General features: G+C 67.0%; 20 protein-coding genes. 11 read left to right on the top strand and 9 right to left on the bottom strand.

The genetic code is table 11. The features are described from left to right. Positions 1–14 precede the first annotated feature (14 nt). Positions 15–806 (bottom strand): GntR family transcriptional regulator, encoded by a 792-nt coding sequence (locus tag ACZ66S_RS19690; RefSeq protein ID WP_062244632.1) that lies wholly within the window; start codon positions 804–806, stop codon positions 15–17. Positions 807–915: 109 nt separating this feature from the next. Between ACZ66S_RS19690 and ACZ66S_RS19685 the strand changes: the two genes are divergently transcribed. The 6 genes from ACZ66S_RS19685 (at position 916) to ACZ66S_RS19660 (ending at position 5,943) form a co-directional block, all read left to right on the top strand. Further along, the gene (locus tag ACZ66S_RS19685) at positions 916–1,323 is read left to right on the top strand and encodes an NUDIX hydrolase (protein ID WP_266394235.1); all 408 of its coding nucleotides are present in this window, start codon (positions 916–918) and stop codon (positions 1,321–1,323) included. Between the two features lie 46 nt (positions 1,324–1,369). Continuing rightward, positions 1,370–1,798, top strand: a complete 429-nt coding sequence (locus ACZ66S_RS19680) for an ATP-binding protein (RefSeq protein ID WP_469903029.1) — start codon at positions 1,370–1,372, stop codon at positions 1,796–1,798. Next, complete coding sequence (locus ACZ66S_RS19675; protein ID WP_469903028.1) at positions 1,798–2,196, top strand: hypothetical protein; 399 nt, start codon at positions 1,798–1,800, stop codon at positions 2,194–2,196. Before ACZ66S_RS19680 ends, ACZ66S_RS19675 begins: the two co-directional genes overlap by 1 nt. A gap of 907 nt (positions 2,197–3,103) precedes the next feature. After that, positions 3,104–4,114 carry a DUF262 domain-containing protein gene (locus tag ACZ66S_RS19670; protein ID WP_469902776.1) on the top strand — a complete coding sequence of 337 codons (1,011 nt, stop codon included), beginning with the start codon at positions 3,104–3,106 and terminating at the stop codon, positions 4,112–4,114. A gap of 342 nt (positions 4,115–4,456) precedes the next feature. After that, positions 4,457–5,263, top strand: a complete 807-nt coding sequence (locus tag ACZ66S_RS19665; protein ID WP_469902775.1) for a restriction endonuclease — start codon at positions 4,457–4,459, stop codon at positions 5,261–5,263. Between the two features lie 395 nt (positions 5,264–5,658). Next, the gene (locus ACZ66S_RS19660; protein WP_469902774.1) at positions 5,659–5,943 is read left to right on the top strand and encodes a hypothetical protein; all 285 of its coding nucleotides are present in this window, start codon (positions 5,659–5,661) and stop codon (positions 5,941–5,943) included. Positions 5,944–6,769: 826 nt separating this feature from the next. Here the strand turns inward: ACZ66S_RS19660 and ACZ66S_RS19655 are convergent. The 6 genes from ACZ66S_RS19655 to ACZ66S_RS19630 form a co-directional block, all read right to left on the bottom strand. Next, positions 6,770–7,129 carry a PIN domain-containing protein gene (locus tag ACZ66S_RS19655; RefSeq protein WP_469902773.1) on the bottom strand — a complete coding sequence of 120 codons (360 nt, stop codon included), beginning with the start codon at positions 7,127–7,129 and terminating at the stop codon, positions 6,770–6,772. Beyond that, positions 7,095–7,280: a hypothetical protein gene (locus ACZ66S_RS19650; RefSeq protein ID WP_469902772.1), complete on the bottom strand. Its 186-nt coding sequence runs from the start codon at positions 7,278–7,280 to the stop codon at positions 7,095–7,097. Before ACZ66S_RS19650 ends, ACZ66S_RS19655 begins: the two co-directional genes overlap by 35 nt. Before the next feature lie 125 nt (positions 7,281–7,405). After that, positions 7,406–8,032, bottom strand: coding sequence for a hypothetical protein (locus ACZ66S_RS19645; RefSeq protein WP_469902771.1), 627 nt, complete (start codon positions 8,030–8,032; stop codon positions 7,406–7,408). Continuing rightward, positions 8,029–8,727, bottom strand: a complete 699-nt coding sequence (locus tag ACZ66S_RS19640; protein WP_469902770.1) for a hypothetical protein — start codon at positions 8,725–8,727, stop codon at positions 8,029–8,031. The genes ACZ66S_RS19645 and ACZ66S_RS19640 overlap by 4 nt, the downstream gene beginning before the upstream one ends. After that, positions 8,724–10,010, bottom strand: coding sequence for a putative T7SS-secreted protein (locus ACZ66S_RS19635; RefSeq protein WP_469902769.1), 1,287 nt, complete (start codon positions 10,008–10,010; stop codon positions 8,724–8,726). Before ACZ66S_RS19635 ends, ACZ66S_RS19640 begins: the two co-directional genes overlap by 4 nt. A gap of 3 nt (positions 10,011–10,013) precedes the next feature. Then, positions 10,014–10,337: a hypothetical protein gene (locus ACZ66S_RS19630; RefSeq protein ID WP_469902768.1), complete on the bottom strand. Its 324-nt coding sequence runs from the start codon at positions 10,335–10,337 to the stop codon at positions 10,014–10,016. A 433-nt stretch (positions 10,338–10,770) separates the two neighbouring features. Between ACZ66S_RS19630 and ACZ66S_RS19625 the strand changes: the two genes are divergently transcribed. Next, entirely contained in the window at positions 10,771–11,340 is a 570-nt protein-coding gene (locus tag ACZ66S_RS19625) for a TetR/AcrR family transcriptional regulator (RefSeq protein ID WP_469902767.1), read from the top strand. A gap of 104 nt (positions 11,341–11,444) precedes the next feature. Here the strand turns inward: ACZ66S_RS19625 and ACZ66S_RS19620 are convergent, their stop codons facing one another. Both ACZ66S_RS19620 and ACZ66S_RS19615 read right to left on the bottom strand, forming a co-directional pair. Then, on the bottom strand, positions 11,445–12,737 hold the full coding sequence (locus tag ACZ66S_RS19620; RefSeq protein WP_469902766.1) for an alpha/beta hydrolase: 1,293 nt from the start codon (positions 12,735–12,737) through the stop codon (positions 11,445–11,447). Positions 12,738–12,864: 127 nt separating this feature from the next. Then, positions 12,865–13,239 carry a hypothetical protein gene (locus ACZ66S_RS19615; protein WP_469902765.1) on the bottom strand — a complete coding sequence of 125 codons (375 nt, stop codon included), beginning with the start codon at positions 13,237–13,239 and terminating at the stop codon, positions 12,865–12,867. Positions 13,240–13,458: 219 nt separating this feature from the next. Between ACZ66S_RS19615 and ACZ66S_RS19610 the strand changes: the two genes are divergently transcribed. The 4 genes from ACZ66S_RS19610 (at position 13,459) to ACZ66S_RS19595 (ending at position 17,751) form a co-directional block, all read left to right on the top strand. After that, positions 13,459–15,114: an FAD-dependent oxidoreductase gene (locus tag ACZ66S_RS19610; RefSeq protein ID WP_469902764.1), complete on the top strand. Its 1,656-nt coding sequence runs from the start codon at positions 13,459–13,461 to the stop codon at positions 15,112–15,114. Between the two features lie 146 nt (positions 15,115–15,260). Further along, positions 15,261–15,629, top strand: a complete 369-nt coding sequence (locus ACZ66S_RS19605) for a hypothetical protein (protein WP_469902763.1) — start codon at positions 15,261–15,263, stop codon at positions 15,627–15,629. A 118-nt stretch (positions 15,630–15,747) separates the two neighbouring features. Then, a complete protein-coding gene (locus ACZ66S_RS19600; RefSeq protein WP_469902762.1) occupies positions 15,748–16,443 on the top strand; it encodes a class F sortase in 696 nt (231 codons plus the stop codon). Between the two features lie 150 nt (positions 16,444–16,593). Further along, positions 16,594–17,751, top strand: coding sequence for a SchA/CurD-like domain-containing protein (locus ACZ66S_RS19595; RefSeq protein WP_469902761.1), 1,158 nt, complete (start codon positions 16,594–16,596; stop codon positions 17,749–17,751). Positions 17,752–17,771 lie beyond the last annotated feature (20 nt).

The raw sequence follows: 17,771 nt of genomic DNA, 5'->3' as shown, positions 1-17,771 counted from the left end.
TCAAACCGGCACGATCAGGTCGCCGGGAGCTGGTACGACAGGACGTAGGCGTCTGCCGCCATGACCGTGTCGCAGACCTCGACGGCCCGTCCCTCGGTGTCGAAGGCAGTGCGGACGAGATGGATGACGGGCACGCCGGAGGCCAGCCGGAGCGTCTTGACCTCGTCCGGCGAGGGCATCCGGGCCCGGATCTCCTCCTCGAAGTGGTCCAGGCGGTGACCGAGTTCTTCGAGGCGGGCGTAGATGCCGCCGGGCCCGGGGTTGGGTTCGGCGATCTGCGTACCGCGGGCGATGTCGAGGGGGAGGTAGGAGGTGGCGAACTCGACCGGCCGGCCGTCGAGGAGATAGCGCCGACGTCGGGCGAGCACCCGCCGCACAGACCCGAGGCGCGTGGAGATGTCCTGACTGGCCTTCTCTTCCTTGACCTCAAGGCTGTCGACCTGGGGGTGACTGCCGACCGTGTCCGCCTCGACGATGAACGCGGACTTGCCCTGCTCCCGGTGCCGGCGGGCGAACCGGTCGGAGGCGAGCCGCCGCACGGGCGGGCGGGGCCGGACGAAGACGCCCTTGCCGTGCTCGGCGTGGACGAGTCCTTCGCCCTGGAGGATGGAGAAGGAGTTGCGGACGGTCATCCGGGATACCCCGTAGTGGTCCACAAGCTCCGCCTCGGAGGGCAGCTTCTCCCCCTCTCGGAACCGCCCGCGGTCGATGGCCTCGCGCAGCTGGTCGGCGATCTGCCGGAAGACCGCACGATCGCTCGTGGGGTCGAGATCACCGAGTTGGCCGGAGGGAAGAGCAGGGGTCACGAGTGCACTCCTTTAGGTATCTAGACGTGTGGGCGAGCGTTGTTGCTACGGTGGAGAGCCTAGCCATCCGAGAGGGCCGAGGAACGTGAGCACAGAACGCCCGCACTCCGTGAGCGTGGCCGGAGTCGTCGTCGACGACTTGGGCCGGGCCCTCCTGATCCAGCGCCGGGACAACGGCAAGTGGGAACCCCCGGGCGGCGTCCTCGAACGCGAGGAGACCATCCCCGAGGCCCTGCAACGCGAAGTCCTCGAAGAGACCGGCATCAAGATCGCCCTTCCGGCAACTCTCACCGGCGTCTACAAGAACATGACGGGCCTGATCGTCTCCCTGGTCTTTCGCTGCCAGGCCGCCGACGGCACGCCCACCACCGGCGACGAGACCCGCGCACTGCGCTGGGCCACCCGCGAAGAAGTCTCCGAGCTTGCCGACGAGGCATACGCCATCCGCGTCCTGGACGCGATGGACGCGGCGTCTCCACCTGCCATCCGCGCCCACGACGGCGTGAAACTCGTCTAGCCCGAACCCGCTGCACATGGCGGCCTACCAGCATAAAGGAACTTGTATGCACGAGTATACGAGTACAGCCCGGGTCTGGGGACTCACTTGCCCAGGTTTCCCGGAAGAGGTCAGCCGGGCGCGGCGCTGGACCCGCGACATCCTCAGCGGGTCGCCATGGGCCGAGGACGCGGAACTGATCGTGAGCGAGCTGAGCGCGAACGCGATCCTTCACACGGCCAGCGGCCAAAACTCGGGCAGCTTCCATCTGGCCCTGGCGGTATCGGCGCAGGCCATCGCGCTGTCGGTCACGGACGACGGAGGTGCCGGCACCGCCCCGAAGGTCGAGCGCCAGGACCAGGACGCCGAGCACGGCCGGGGCCTGGGCATGGTCAGCGTGATCGCTCACCGAGTCGTGGTCCACGAGAGCGACGGCGGGCACACGGTCACCGCGGAGCTCTTCACGGGCCCGCCAGTGGGAGGGCACCCGTGCTGATGGACAAGCCGCAGCGCGGCTACTGGTGCGAGTGCTGGACCGAAGACCTCACCGCCGAGACACTGCCGACTCTCTGGGCATCCTTCGACGCGTACTCGGCACCACAGGCCGACAGATGGGTAGCGGTCGCACTGCGCACGATCTCACCGGCACTGGATCCCGACGCATCCCAGGAGGCGTGGGAGTGGCTGTACGACGGCCGCATCACCACGAGGAAGGCACTCCTACGCGCCGAGCCCTGCACGGTGACGCTCACCCAGGCCCGTACTCGCATCAACTGGACGATCCGACCCGTGATCTTCCTACCGCTGACCCACCGCCAAGAGGCCGAACTTCCGTCCTGCGCTCAGGACTTCAAACCGTATACAGCGCCTCACACACCCCAGCAGGCCGACTGAGTTACAACTTTCTCTACTGGTTCAAGGCGGCTCGCTCCGCTCCCCGCGCGCGGCCCGGCCCCCGGCCGGGCCTGCGCTCCTGTCTCCGCCCCGCTCCAGCCCGGCCGGCGCCCGTGCCGCGCGCAGCAATGCATAGCCAACTGTTGCCAACGAGGAATGTCCCTGAGGGGTCCACGCCTCTCCAGCCAGGGGCATCTGACTCCGACCCTACGTCCGCGAGCGGGACATCTTACACATCTCCTGACAAGCAGCCGGAGTTGGCTGTATATTCTCGGCAGCATACTCGTACCGGCCATGGGGGGACCGTGGGGCCTAATAGCTCCGAACAGTTCGCTACAGACCCAAAGAAACATTTTGAGAGTTTCCTCCTGGCTGAGCCGAGCGATGAACGCCTAGTCAATTCAAAGCTTCTCCACGGAGCCTGCTACGCACTCTCTGACGACCAGCACTTCGCGCTCAAAGAAGCGATTTCGGAGCGATTCTCCATTGCACCCCATCAAGACATTTTTCTAGTAGGGTCAGCGAGACTTGGTTTCAGCATCGCCCCCCATAAGAGGTATCGCCGCTTCGGAGATGTATCAGATATTGATGTCGCTATCGTGAGTCACGATCTGTACGAGAAGGTCTGGCACGAAGCACACACCTATGCGGACTCAGGAGCTGATTGGCCAAAGCGAAACCGATTCGAGCAGTACATTTCCTGGGGATGGATTCGTCCGGACATGCTACCGAGATCCCCATCATTCCCTTTCTCTGAGGATTGGCGTCAGTTTTTCAGAGAACTACAACAAAGCCGGAAATTTGGCCCGTATAAGATCGCCGGAGCCTTGTATCACGACATGCGCTTCCTGACCCAGTATCAGCAGCGAGCAGTTAAATCCTGCCGCGAGGCTATGGAGGTTTTGTGATGCAGACTTCAGCAACGAACAAAAGGCTGCGGATGTTGCTCACTGGGATTCGCGACAAGACGCTTATCCCCAATCCTCACTTCCAGCGTCGTCTCGTATGGTCGAACGAACACAAAGTCGCATTCGTCGCCACCGTGCTAGACGGACTTCCGTTCCCTGAAATCTTCATCTCTGCCGGTGATGTAAACCCGGACACTGGTGACGGAACCGAGTTGATCGTGGATGGGCAGCAGCGGATCACAACACTACATCAGTACTTTACGGGCTCGACCGACTTGCGTATCACTAACAACGCGATCCCGACATACAAAGAACTCACCGACGAAAAGAAACGCGAGTTTCTCGAATACGAAGTAGTAATTAGAGACCTCGGCCCCCTTACCGAAGAAGAGACGCGACAGATTTTCCATCGCATCAACTCCACCAACTATTCACTTAATGCCATGGAGGTAAACAATTCTCGTTTCGATGGAGCCTTGAAGCGATTTTCCGAAGAAGTCGCGAATCACGCCTTCTTTCAGAGTAGGAAGATTTTCACGTCGCTCGACGGTCGACGCATGAACGATATTCGTTTTGTGCTCACTTTGACCATTACCGTCATGAGTGGGTACTTCAGGCGCGATGAGGAACACGAGCAGTACCTCGATCAGTACAACGATGACTTCCCCATGGCCCGGGAGGTTAAAGAAGGGCTTGAGGAAGTATTCTCATTCATTGACGAATGCCAATTTCCCGCCAAGAGCCGGGTGTGGCAGAAGGCTGATTTGTTTACGTTGATTGTCGAACTCTACCGCACACTCATTTACGACAAGAGATCGCTACCTTCCGCCGATGTGGCGACTAAACTTATCGCCTTCTATGAGGAAGTTGAGGATGTCACACACGCGCCCAATCCCTCACCTGAAGCGGCCGAGTACTATCGACGGGTGAGGTCTGGAATCAACGATCGAAACAGTAGGATTAATCGGGGTGAGATTATCCAAGAGATTCTCGCAACGATTCCTTCGTGACCGGAGCTCGCGAATTGAGGGGCGCAGCGGGATACGCGCATGCCGGACCGGCTGGTGAGTCGCCGTCGTGACTTGACCTTTTCCGGCTCAAGCGCAACCGATCATCGAGATGACATCCCGCATTATCAGAAAGCGCCCATGGCCGCGAATTACTCATCAAGAATCAAGCTTAAAGCCGGTGTACCGGTTTAATCTTCTGTATGTCCAGCGCCTCAGTTAGCTCCCCGACTCGCATTCCAGGCTCGCAGGGGAAGCGTAATAGCAGTGCACATGCTTGCCCAGACCTAGAGCGTGAAGTGTGAGGATGCGATACCGCCGGTCAATTAATTTCACAGGAGTCTCGTGAATCAAAAGAAAGAGTGGGAAAAGTATCAGATCAAAGTATCTGAAGTATTGTCCGAGTTCGGCTTCGCCACAGAGGTTGAAGAGGTAATCGAAGGAGCCAGGGGGAGGCATGAAGTCGATGTCACAGCACGAATACGATATGCCGGGATTGAGCAACTCTGGATTGTTGAGTGCAAGAAGTGGAAGCGAGCTGTTCCGAAAGAGCGCGTCCTAGCCTTTGCCTCAATTATTGACGACGTCGGAGCGGACCGCGGCCTAATCTTTGCGGAAGGGGGATTTCAGGCCGGCGCAGTGCGCGCATCCCGCAACAGCAGCATAACTCTTACCAACCTCACTGACTTCGTCAACAATTCGGCAGACGAACTTTCCTCAATCAAGGTGAGCGACCTGGTTAAAAGGATCGCGGAGCTTGAGAACAAATTTCATTCCATTTGGGACCTTGATACGGCCGAGCGAAGTAGGGTCCACGCGCGATATATGGGGCCCGAGGTTTTTGGCCGGAAGGAACCGATTGCGGTAGGAGTATGCCTGAGCACTTTGAAGAATTCTCTTGAGGCGGCGAGTTTCCATAGATGGCCTGTACCCTACCGGCCTCTAGACCAGGCCGAAGACTATTCAAACGGTCTGATCGACGTCAAAAACTGGGATGGGCTCCTATTCGTTGCCGAAAAAACTCTTGAGACATGCGCTGCGATCTACAACCACATGATAGGTGACGGGAATAACGATATTCGCTGGCATGATTTGCAGCCACCAGAGCTCACAGACCTTTTGGATGCGATTCGCAACATGCCCTCTGATTAACCAGCGGATTTCCTCTCAAAGGCTCCGGCTTCGCAAGCTGATGCTTCGGCTCCGTCTCCACGGAGCTGGCCGTCGCGGGTTGCTCTGGTTAACGGCGCAAGCCAGTAGCGTGGCTGAGGCTGGCGGGGGTGCAGCGAGGCATACACGCGCCTGGTCGGCCGACGCACCCGCCATCGTGGCTGGCTTTCGTCGGCTGAGGTTCGTGCCACTGTCGTGCCAGATGTAGCGGTCAGCCACGGTCAACGAGGGCGTCTGGCAGTCGAGTTGCTGGGCATCTCGGCAGTTATCGAAGCCCAGGTCACCGGCACGACACCCCAGCCGCTCTCCCAAAGCGGTGCTCTGAGAAGGCATCCGGGCCTCGACTCAGATGCTGCGGTGACTCTCATCATCATGGGATGGGAGACGGGCAGCTACCGGCAGGGTGGACTCTGGAGGAGATCCGCAAGGTCTCCGGCGATCAGGAGTCTGTGGCTCTCGACACCGATCGCATCGTGACGTGGGTGGGCCGGCCGGGTGAAGACGAACGGCTCCACCCCGAGATCATCTTGGGGTTCCACGGGCTATGTCTGGTGAAGCCGGTCAGCGATGAGGACTGGTACATGGGCAGTCTGAACGACGATGGCAGTGTCGACTGCTGGAGCGCTTACGGCGACCTGTACGAGGCGCTGCGCGGTCTGTAGCCCGTTGGCCTCTCTCCAGGTCAACACACCGAGGGCCCGTCTCAGTTTCCGTCTCATTCAGCTCCGTTCACGGTCGTTCAGACGAGACCGAAGGCGGTGGCCGCTCCCGCATCCGGTCGAGCATGAACGCAGGTGAACGGCCCTGCATGCATGCCTGCGTGGCACCCCCACAGTTGGAAAGCGTGTGGGTCGACGGCAAACGGGATGCTGAGGGTGAGGGGTGGGTTGAGGTAGAGGATGCTGCCATGGCAGATGAACCGAGACGCCCTCTCAGCGAGCTTCGCCAAGGCGAGAGAGTCCAAGCAACGATCACTAGCCACCAGCCATGGGGCCTCACGGCAGGCTCGACGAGTACGACCCGGTGGGCGCCTCATTGGACACGATTCGCCGCAGAAGCGAGCCGCGAGTGAAGCAACTCGTGCAGGAGCTGCCGCCAGTGGGGGCAACCGTCGACCTGGTCATAGGCGAGGTGCGCGACTGGCACAGGAGGCCGTGGATATGGGTCGACCTCACGGCACCCAAGCCCGAGGAATGACGGTCCTTCGCACCACAACCGCACCAGAACGAGCGGGGAACAGCGGGGAACCACGGTGAAAGAACTGAGCCCACCGAGGCCCGCGCTCGACCGTTCCCCCAGGTCAGTCCAGAACCGCCCTCAAATGCCCGCAGCTTCCCAAGCTGAGAGCGCGAGTTCGATTCTCGTCACCCGCTCTTCTTGAAGCCCCAGGTCAGTGGCCTGGGGCTTGTTTCGTTGGGGGAGCCGTTGCGGCGTTTGGGAGTCTCCGTCCTTACGGGAGACGGCACTTGACCGCCGAGGATGCCCCCGTCAGAGCGGGAGGTCGTCGGGGAGCACCCGGAACGCCTTGTGACGGCCGAGCGGGCGTACGGCCCGGAAGTCTTGTCGGTCCAGGGTGAGAATCGCGTCTGTGTCGTAGTCGGCGGCGAGCGCCACGTTGACCGCGTCGGCGAGGTCGAGGTCCTGTGCGCGGTAGCGGACGCGGACGGACCGGGCGGCGGCCGGACGGTTCTCCGTGATCTCCGGCAGGACGACACGACCCCGGCTCATCCACCGTGGCAGGTCGTCGACCGCTCTGAGGGCAGCCTCACGTGCTCCACGGCCAGCAGGCCGGACGTATCGGCGATGACAATGATCACGTGGCGGATCCGGAGTCCGGGCCGGTCTCACGCCGGGCGGCGTCGGCGATCGTGTCGCGGACCTCCGACTCGGTCAGCGTGCGCCCCGGCCCATCGAAGGTACGTGAGAACAGCGGCTCGTCCCAGACCCGGTTCGCCATGGCCGCAAGGTGAATGTCCTGCATGTACCAAAGGTGGCCCATGGACCGGGTTGATGTACACGGCACACCTTCCACCGGTCGTGTGTACCCACTTCTCGCGCCCGGCCACGCTCTGTCGCGGTGGCCGGGCTCAGCAAGCGAGGGAAGAAGCCGGCGCCCGGAGGTCGTCAGCGGCGGGCTGGGCGTTTGATTCCTGCTCGGTTCGCCTTTTCGATGCGCTCCGGGGCTGCCGTGGTGCGGTCCTGTTCCCTTGCGTTCCAGTCCCTGGGCTGGAGGAAGAGGAGTTCGCCGCTGCCCGGCACGATCATCGCGCCGCCGAACGGCTCGTCGCCCGCGAACCAGACGCCGTCGGTGATGCCTGCCGGCCACCGGCCACGCCCCAGGGCGTCCTTCGCCCGCAGGGTGAAGGGGGTGCCCTTCTGATCTCCGAGGCGGAGGTAGAGCGTGTGGGTCGACTCCATGCCGATCTTCTCGACGGGAGTGCGGAATTCGAGCGGGTAGGTCCGGAACACCTTCGCGCACTTCCGGATCGAACTCACGCGGCCGGCGAGAAGGACGAGCGTCCAGACGACGCCCAGCATTCCGACAATGCCCACCGGCAGGAGATAGTCGAGCTGGAACACGTAGAGCTGGACCCACAGCAGTACGAACACCGGGAAGAACTTGAGGAACTTCTTCAGTGCGAGCCCGTAGTGGTGTCGCACCGCACCCCGGTATTCCGATCCGTCGGTCGGGTACGGCGCGGCCGGGGTGTCCGACTCCAGGCCGTCCTTCCATCGCTCTGGCACTGTCATCCGAACGGGCTCCTCTCGTCCGCCCCTGAGCCGGCATCCGGGGACGGCCCGGTCCCGGCGTCCTCTTCGGCCGGGTCCTCGAACGTCACCGTACGCGCGACGCCCAACAGCACACCGCGGTAGTCGTCGGCGAGCTCCACCGACGGGGTGACGAGTTGCACGGTGACGATCGACCCGGAGCGTGGGACCGGGATCGCCACGGTGCCCTGCCAGACGGTCCCCTGCGCGGGGCCGTCCGCACCCTCGGGTGGAGCGGTGGGTGCGGCCGTGGTCCGTTCCGTCTCCCACACGTACCCGGTGCCCGCCGGAAGTTCCACGGGCACGAGGCCGTCGTCCGCTCCGGTGCCGCCGTCGCCCAGCATCTGGATCAGCACGGCCTCGGGGTGCGCTCCCGAGGTCGGGACGGTGGAGACCGTGAGGACGGACAGGGTGGGCTCGCCGTCCTCGCCGGGGTGCATGCCGAGCGCGCACCCCATCACGGCCTGGCTGCGCAGCAGCGTCAGGACGACGCAGTAGAGCCGGAACACCTGGTCGGCACGGTCCCGTAGGCCCTCGGGGAGGGCGTCGAGCCGGCGGGCCACCTCCTGGATGCCCTCCGGTGTGGGCCGGAGGTCCATCTGGAGGTAGCCGTAGGGCAGCCCGTACCAGAACTCCGGCTTCGGCTCGGTCTCCACCGAGTCGAGGAATGTGCTCACAGTCGGATGCCGCCCATCAGTTCGCCGATGTCCCTCGCGATCGCCGTCACGCCGCCCTTGAGGCCGGTCGACGCGGCCGCGCCCTTGGTGATCTCGGAAGCGTCGTGTCCGGGGCCGTTCTTCGGGAAGACGCCCAGGTTCTCCAGGGAGGACGCCATGTTGGCCGCCACGTTGACGCCGTTGATGCCGTACTGGAGGACTCCGGTGGCGGGGTCGGTGGCCACGTCCAGCGCCTTGAAGTTGAACGCGGGAACGATCTCCCTGCCGAACGTCCCCAGCTTCGAGCCCAGGGACAGGGCCTCGCCGCCCTCCCGGGCGACCGCCGACGCGAGGGCCGCCTCGCTGCCGGCCCGGGCGAGGGCGCCGACGCCGGGCACCATGCCAAGGCCGTCACCGACCATCGCGGCAGCGGCGAACGCGCCCTCCTTGAAGCCGTACTTGCCCATCAGCGCGTCCCTGAAGTCCTCGCTGGCGAGGTTCTTCGCCATGGACACCGCGCTCGCCGCGACCGCGATGCCCGCGAAGACCGGGGCCAGCGGGGTGGGGAGCAGGGCCAGCAGGCCCGCGATGGCCCCGATGGTGCCGGCGTGCTCCACGAGGAACTCGCCGACCGCCTTGAGGCCCTCGCCGATGGCGCTCAGGGCCTTGTCGAACCACCCCGGCTCCTTGGGGGCCAGCTTGTCGTCGGCCTCGTCGAGGGTGCGGGCGACGCCCTCGGCCGCGTGGGTGTGGGTGCCCTCCAGCTCCTTCGCCTTCGCGATGACGTCGTTGTAGGCGCTGTTGGCGTTGTTGAGGTGGGTGGTGGCGTCGTTCAGTTCGCGCTCGGCGGCGCGCAGGCGCTCCGTCGCGGCGTCCGCCTCCGCCTGGCTGGGGTACTCCTTGCCGGCGAGCTTGAGGTCCGGGTTCCCCTTGGCCTCGTCGTAGCGGGTGCGCGCCTTGTCGGCGTCGGCCTTGTTCTCGCGCGCGGCGTCGTCGTACTTCTTGGCCAGGTCGCGGTGGGAGGTCAGGTCGCCTTCCCAGGTGCTCAGCGCCCCGGCGGCCTTGTCGAGCGACTGACCGGCGTTCCTCATGGCGGTCTTGAGGTCGCCGTCCAGGGTGTCCCGGAACGCGCTCGCCGCGTCTCCCTGCCAGCTCGAGCTCGCTCCGAGCAGGTACTCGATCTGGCGGTGGCAGTTGTTGAGCGTGTCCGCCGCGGCCTTCACCTTGCGGTAGAGGGAGGTGACCTGCTCGGGGACTCCGGGTACGGGGTTCCAGCCGAGGCTCGGGTACGGGTTGTCAGCCACCGGTCACTTCCCCCCGGTGTTCGCGGCGTTGGTCTCTTCCATCTTCTTGAGGGCCTGGGAGAGATTGTCCTCGAACTGCTGGTAGCTCAGCGCGGTCTTTTCCACGCCCTCGTCCACCGCTTTGATCATGTCCTTCAACTGACCCGTTCCGTACTTCCATCTGTTCTGGAAGGTCTCGCACGCCTCGTCCAGCCGCGGGGTTCCGATCTGTTCGGCACTGACAGCGGAGAGCGCTGTGCGTGCTTCCTCCAGATCGGTCACGGACTGCTTCAACACCCGGCCAAAAGAGTTCAATTGGCTCAGGTCGACCTTAAATTCATCCGCCATGAGGCGACCCCCTTCTTGGACTGCGAACGAGGCGACACGGGACGCATGGAGAGCGGAACGGGAGTTCTCGCCATGGTGCCGGCGCGCCACCAGACTAAAGTACGGGCAAAGGCGCGGTGTCGCCGTTCCCGGTGCGAAACGGCAACTCCCGGACGTTTACGGGGAGTCGAGCGGGGTCGTGACCCACCTGTCGTCCATCACCTTTGAATCTCCACAGGTTCGCCAAAAGCGGAGGGGGCGGGGCGGGCGGCAATCGGTTGCTTCGGTGACTTTCGGTGGCCGCCGGTGGCTTTCGGGGACACATCCACAGGAAGCGAGCGGGGCCGGCGGGCCGAACCGGACCAGGTCGGGTCGGGGCACAGCGAAGGATTCCCCCCACCCCCCGGGAAACCGATCAGTTTTCTTTCTGCCGGAATCGCGTTAACCTCGCTGTATGACCACCGAGGCGAAGCCGAGCCCCCGAGAGCGGCTGCTGGACGCTGCGGCCACGCTGACCTACCGCGACGGCGTCAACATCGGCGTCGAGGCGCTGTGCAAGGCGGCGGGGGTGTCCAAGCGCTCCATGTACCAGCTCTTCGAGAGCAAGGACGAACTGCTCGCCGCGAGCCTGGAGCAGCGCAACGCCGACTTCGCGGCCACCCTATTGCCCCCGGCGGACGACGGCCGTTCGCCTCGGGCGCGGATCCTGCACGTCTTCGAGCAGGTGGAGGCATGGTCGGGAGCGCCCGAGTACTACGGCTGCCCCTACCTGGCCGCGCAGATCGAGCTCAAGGACCGGAACCATCCCGCGAGTCGGGTGGCCCTTCGGGTCAAGGACGACCTGACCGCCTTTTTCCACGCCGAGGCGGAGCGGGGCGGGGCGAGCGATCCCGGTCTGCTGGCCCGGCAGCTCAGCCTGGTCTTCGACGGAGCCAGCGCCCGGGCGGGGGTCGGAGCGGACACGCTGACGGGGCTCGTCGCCCCCACCGTGGTCACCCTCCTCGACGCGGCGGGCGTGCGCTGACCCCACGGACGGGACGGAACGGACGCCACCGGTGTACCGGCCGGCGTCCGCGTCACCGAGGGCCGAGCCCCCTCCACCCGAGCCGCAACCCCACCGCAGCGCGTCTACGGCCTGGACCTGGTCGTCGTAGGTGTCGGCTCCGGGCCGTCCGCGCGCAGCGGGTCGTGGCCGGGCTTCGAGGGTTCGGCGACCACCGTGCCCTTCCTGTGGCGCCGGGGCACGACGTCCTGGGGGAACGTGAGCTGCTGGTTCATCCACTTCAGGGCCGGGGGCATCTCCTGCACCCAGGTCGGGAAGTTGTGGCTGCCGTGCTCGGGCAGGACCGACACGACCCGCATGGGCGCCTTGACGGCCTTGATGAAGGCCTGCGTCTGCGGATAGCCGCGCTCGCCGTGCTTGCTCTCGGCCACCAGGACGGAGACCTGGGGGGCGGGCAGGTGCTTGAGCCGCCACATCAGGTCGTGACCGTTGATCCGCTCGGTGCGGTCCGGACCGTTGCCGAAGAGGTTCCCGGTCGTCGGGTCGTCCTTGACCCTGTAGTCGGGCGACAGGGCGGCGGCCGTCGTGTACACGTGCGGATCACGCATGGTCAGTTGCAGGGCGCAGCTTCCGCCGGAGGAGTAGCCCATGACGCCCCAGGCACTGGCGTCGTGGCCGACGCGGTAGGCGGATTTCAGGGCGTCCGGGAGGTCCTTGGCCAGGAAGGTCTCGGTCTGCGGACCGCCCGGTACGTCCACGCACTCGGTGTCGCGCGGCGGGGCGATCGTGGGCCGGATCATCACCATGATGGTCGGCTGCATCTGACCGCTCTTCTGCAGTGCGCCGGCCGTCTGCGAGACCCGCAGGTGCTGCGCGAGGTTGAAGATGCTGCCCGGGTAGCCGCTGAGCGCGACGATCACCGGGAAGCGCTGCCGCTGGTACGCCTTCTGGAAGTACTGCGGCGGCAGGTAGACGAACGCCGGGTCGACCACGCCCGTGCGGCGGCCGATGACCTTGACGGACTCCACCCGCCCGGTCACCGCGGCGGGCCCGGTGGGCAGTCCGCTGACCCGCTTGAGCTGTTCGTCGGTGGCGGGCTGGACCAGCGCCCCCTTCACGGCGACGCCGTTGACCGTGCCGGTGCCGCCGACGTCCCCCGCCTGCGTCACGCCGACGGGGGCCGTCTCCACGCGGCCGAAGAGCTCACCCCACGAGCCGAAGAACTGGTACGACGAGTTGAGCCAGCACGCGAACGCGGCGATGATCACCACCTGGGTGGTGCCGAGGGCCACCAGGCGGCCGAGCACCTGCAGCAGTCCCTGCCGGGCGAACCGTGGCCACCACCAGACCAGCAGTGCCACACACACGGCGGCGAGCCCCGCCATCACGTACACGGTTGTCTCGCTGGTCAGACCCATACCGGTTGATCCCCAGTTTCCCTGCCTGTGCGGATTGCTTCACACAGAAGGAGGGCTCTGGGTTGCTCCGCGTTCCCCAATTAGTGCAAAAGGGGTACGTGTCCTGCTGCACACGAACTACGGCGGCCTATTGGTCGATGTAGCTGAGGTCCCCCACCGTCCAGGCGCTGACGTCCTTGATCGCGACCCGGTACATGCCCCCCGTCTCCGGGATGCCGAGGCTGCCCTGGAGGATCCGGGCGAGGTGGAAGTGCAGGTGGGTGGGCGTCTCGACAGGGGTGGGCCGGTCCCCGCGCGGCTCGCCGGCGAAGACGTCGGAGAACGGTCCGAGCCGGTCCGAGTCCTTCAGGACCTCCGCGACGCGCTCCCTCCACACGGCCTCAGGAGCCAGCCGGCCGGTGATGACGGCACCGCCGACGACCACGGTCAACGACATCTGATTGCTTCGCTCGCTCTCCACCGCGGCGGAGAGGGCGACAAGCAGCTCGTCAGGGTTCGACATGAGAGCAGATCCTATGCAGTCCCGGCGCCGGGCGGGGCCCGGGTCCCGGCGGCGGTGACGGTGCTCGGCGCGCGGGGGTCGGGCCGCGTGCCCGCCGACTCGGGGAACCGGGCGTGTTGAGCGGGTGAAGCTTGGGCCCGGGTTCGCGGGGCGGGGCATGCATGAACGTCTCCGCCGTACCCGGACGAGTCGGCGGACACGACGCGCTGGAGGCGAGTGATGAACCAAAGAGCGGCCCAGGCAGACCCCACGACCCACCGGGTACCGGTCCTCATCGTCGGCGGTTCCCTCGTCGGCCTGTCGACCTCGGTGTTCCTGGGCCGGCTGGGCGTACCGCACATGCTGGTCGAGCGGCACGCCGGGACCTCCATCCACCCCCGCGGACGCGGCAACAACGTCCGCACCATGGAACTGTTCCGGACGGCCGGCGTCGAGCCGACGATCCGTCAGGCCGCCGCCACGCTGGCCGGCAACCACGGCATCCTCCAGACCCCCACCCTGGTCGGCGACGCGGGCGAGTGGCTGTTCAAGGAGATCGACGAAGGCGGCGGACTGGCCCGCTTCAGCCCCAGCTCATGGTGTCTGTGCAGCCAGAACGACCTGGAGCCGGTACTGCTCGACCACGCCGGCCGGCTCGGCGGCGATCTGCGGTACGGCACCGAACTGCTGTCCTTCGAGAGCGGGCCCTCGGGCGTCACCGCGATCCTCAAGAGCCGAGAGACCGGCGAGCACACCACGGTCCTCGCGGACTACCTCGTCGCCGCCGACGGCCCCCGCAGTCCCGTCCGCGAGCAGCTCGGCATCGGCCAGAGCGGTCCGGGCGACCTGTTCAGCAACGTCAGCATCACCTTCCGCTCGCGTCGTCTCGCCGACGTCGTGGGCGAGCGCCGGTTCATCGTCTGCTACCTGACGGACCCGGCGGCCGACGGTGCCCTGCTGCCCGTGGACAACCGGGAGAACTGGGTGTTCCACGCGCCCTGGCACCCCGAACGCGGCGAGACGCTGGAGGAGTTCACCGACGAGCGGTGCGTGGAGCACATCCGGCGCGCGGTCGGCGTCGCCGATCTCGACGTGCAGATCACCGGCCGGGCCCCCTGGCACGCCGCCCAGCGCGTCGCCCGCAGCTACCGGTCGGGGCGGGTCTTCCTGGCCGGCGACTCGGCCCACGAGATGTCCCCCACCGGGGCGTTCGGCTCCAACACCGGGATCCAGGACGCGCACAACCTCGCCTGGAAGCTCGCCGCGGTCCTCGGCGGCTGGGCCGGGGAGTCGCTGCTGGACTCGTACGACGCCGAGCGCCGCCCGGTCGCGGAGGCGACCAGTGCCCGCGCCGCCGCCCGGTCGGCCGAGCACAGCCACCCCGGGTACGCCCCGGCCCCCGGCACCGGCGGCGGTCCGCAGCGCGGCATCCTCAACGTGGCCCTCGGCTACCGCTATCCGCAGGGCGCCGTCGTGGGCGCCGACCCCGACACCCCGGTCGTCCCGGACCGCCTCGACCTGTCCGGTGCCCCCGGCAGCAGGGCCCCCCACCTGGCGGTACGGCACCGGGGCGACCGGATCTCCACCCTGGACCTGTACGAGAGGTCGCTCGTCCTGCTCAGCGGCGCCGGGGCGGCGAGCGGCTGGCACGAGGCCGCGGTCCGCCTCGCCGGGCGGACGTCCGTCCCGCTGACGTCGTACCGGGTGGGCGAGGGCCCGGACGCCGAACTGGCCCCCGAGGGCGACGCGGACTGGTCTGCCGCCCACGGGACGACGCCCGAAGGCGCCGTACTCGTACGGCCCGACGGGTTCGTGGCCTGGCGGTCGCAGGGGCCCGTGCCGGACGCCGAGTCGGCGCTGCGCGAGGTCCTGAACGCCCTGCTGGGGTCGGTCTGACGTCCGTCCGACCGGGGCCCGTTCACCCGGCTGACCGCCTTGAGTGGTGGCCGACGGCCGCGTGACTGACGGTGGATCACGTCGGGGGCGGGCCACCCAAGCTGACGAAGCACCAGCAGCCCGGCCGCCGGCGGAAGGAACGACACATGCGCTCTGCTCGCATCCTGCTGACCACGGCGGCGGCCTCGGCCGTCCTCGTTCTCGGCGCGCCCGGCGCCCACGCGGCCGGGGACGGCTGGGACTCGTCGGACTCCTCCTACAGCAAGGAGCACACCAACCCGAAGTACGACCCGGAGACCTACAAGGACAAGGACAGCGAGCACGGCCGGGACTCCGGTGGCGGCAAGCACGAGGGCGGCTGGAGCGGCCACGAGAAGCCCAGCGGCGGCATGCACACCGGCGGCGGCGGTCTGGCCTCCCCGACGGTGACCACAGGTGGGCTCGCCATGCTGGTGGTCGCCGGAGCCGGCCTGTACGCGGCACGCCGTAAGAGGGTCGCCGGAAGCCTGGCCTGATCCATGCCGGACGCGATAGCCGCCGTGGCCGCCACGCGCGAGCCGCGTGGCGGTCCGGCCGGCCCGTCCCGTGCCCCGTCCGCCTGATATCTGCCATGTCCTGGTGAGGTGGTCCCCGATGGCAGTCAGTCCTTCTCCCCCCGCAGAAACTCCCGGCCAGGACGAACCCGCCCCGACCGGGGACGGCCCTCCCACCAAGGTGATGGTGGGCGCCGCGGCGATCCTGGTACTGGCCGTGAGCCTGTTCGGCGGGAACGACGGGTCGTCGCCCGCGGCGGCCCCACCGCCCCGGGCCGCACCCTCCGTGTCGGCTCCGGCCACCCCGCCCGGACAGGCGGCCGGGCAGCCGGCGGGCCGCCAGCTCCCGCGGTCACGGCCCGTACGACTGCTCATTCCGAAGATCTCGGTCGACGCGCCCTTCACGGACCTCGCCATCGGTCCCACGGGACGTCTCGAACCGCCTCCCGCCCATGACGTCAACCTCGTCGGCTGGCACGCCAAGGGCGTCTCCCCCGGTGAACCGGGCACCGCGATCATCGCCGGGCACGTCGACACGGCCACGTCGGCGGCCGTGTTCGTGAACCTCGGCGAACTGGCGAAGGGGGACGTCTTCCACGTCGACCGGGCCGACGGGCGCCGGGCGTCCTTCGTGGTCGACAGCGTCGAGACGTTCGAGAAGGACGACTTCCCCAGCCGGCGCGTGTACGACGACACCGCCCGGCCCGAGGTGCGGCTGATCACGTGTGCGGGCGACTACGACCGCTCGGCCAGGGACTACACCGACAACCTCGTGGTCTTCGCCCACCTCCTCTGAGTCCGCCCGCCCGGCTCCCGGCCGCCGGTCACCCCCACGGTGCATCCGAGTCGCGCGCTTCCCGGGGCGGCCTGACGATCGAGGAACGCCGACGTCATACCCCGTGGCCGACGTTCGTCCGCCCCAGCCCCCGAAGGAGATGTGCGCAGGATGACCACCACGTCCGACCGTGTTTCGAAAGCGTCTGTGCAACAGGCGTCGCAGCGAGTCTCCCAGTCCGTGTTCGACGGCTCCAGGCTCCGTGTCGTCCTGCTGGTGGACGTCTACGACGGGGCCCAACAGCAGTTCCTCGAGGCGTACGAGAGCCTGTGCAGCCAGGTCGCGTCCGTCCCCGGACACGTCAGTGACCAGCTCTGCCAGTCCATCGAGAACCCCTCCCAGTGGCTCATCACCAGCGAGTGGGAGAGCGCCCCGCCGTTCCTCACCTGGGTCAACAGCGAGGAGCACGTGCGGATGGTGCAGCCGCTGCACAGTTGCGTCCGGGACACCAGGTCGCTGCGCTTCCACATCGTCCGCGAGACCGGCGGCCCGCTCACGCAGACCGGCCCGGAGGAGCGCCGGCTCCAGGCGGCCCCCCGGATCGGTGACGGGCTGATCCGGCACGCGCTCACCTTCACGGTCAAGCCGGGCAGCGAGGAGACCGTCGCCAAGATCCTCGCCGGCTACACCTCGCCGGAGCCGCGGGTCGACGACGCCACCCGGCTGTGCCGCACCTCCCTCTTCATGCACGGCAACCGGGTCGTGCGGGCCATCGAGGTGCGCGGCGACCTGCTCGCCGCCCTGCGCCACGTGTCCCGGCAGCCCGAGGTGCGGGCCGTCGAGGAAGCCATCAACCCCTATCTGGAGCAGGACCGGGACCTGGACGACCCCGAGTCCGCCCGGCTCTTCTTCACCCGCGCCGCGCTGCCCGCCGTCCACCATGTGACGTCGGGTGAGGAGAGCCCGGACGCGGTGCGGCACGCGCTGTACTACCCGGCCCGCGAGGGGTACGGGATGCAACTGGCCGAGCTGCTCGCCCGGCAGGACGAGGCGGCCGCCGACGACCCGCGCGGACCGGTGCTGCGCAGCACGATCTTCCAGCGCGACGACATCGTGATGCGGCTGGTCGACGTGCGCGGCCCCCTCGACGGCGACGCCGGCCCGGTGCTCGGTCTCACGGACGGGGCCGCCACCGCCGAACTGACGGCGCTCCTCGACGGCGAGGCCCTCGGGGTGGCGGGTCCGGCGCTGCGGGACAGCACCCCCGCCCACCTCCTCGCGGTCTCCCGCATGGACCTCGTCACCGACCGCCGCGCGCCCGGCGCCTGACCCACCGGCCCGGGCCTTGA

It is taken from the genome of Streptomyces sp. NPDC107471 (assembly GCF_055582845.1).
The sequence above is the reverse complement of the archived record's forward strand: the minus strand, read 5'-3'. Positions and strand labels throughout refer to the sequence as shown.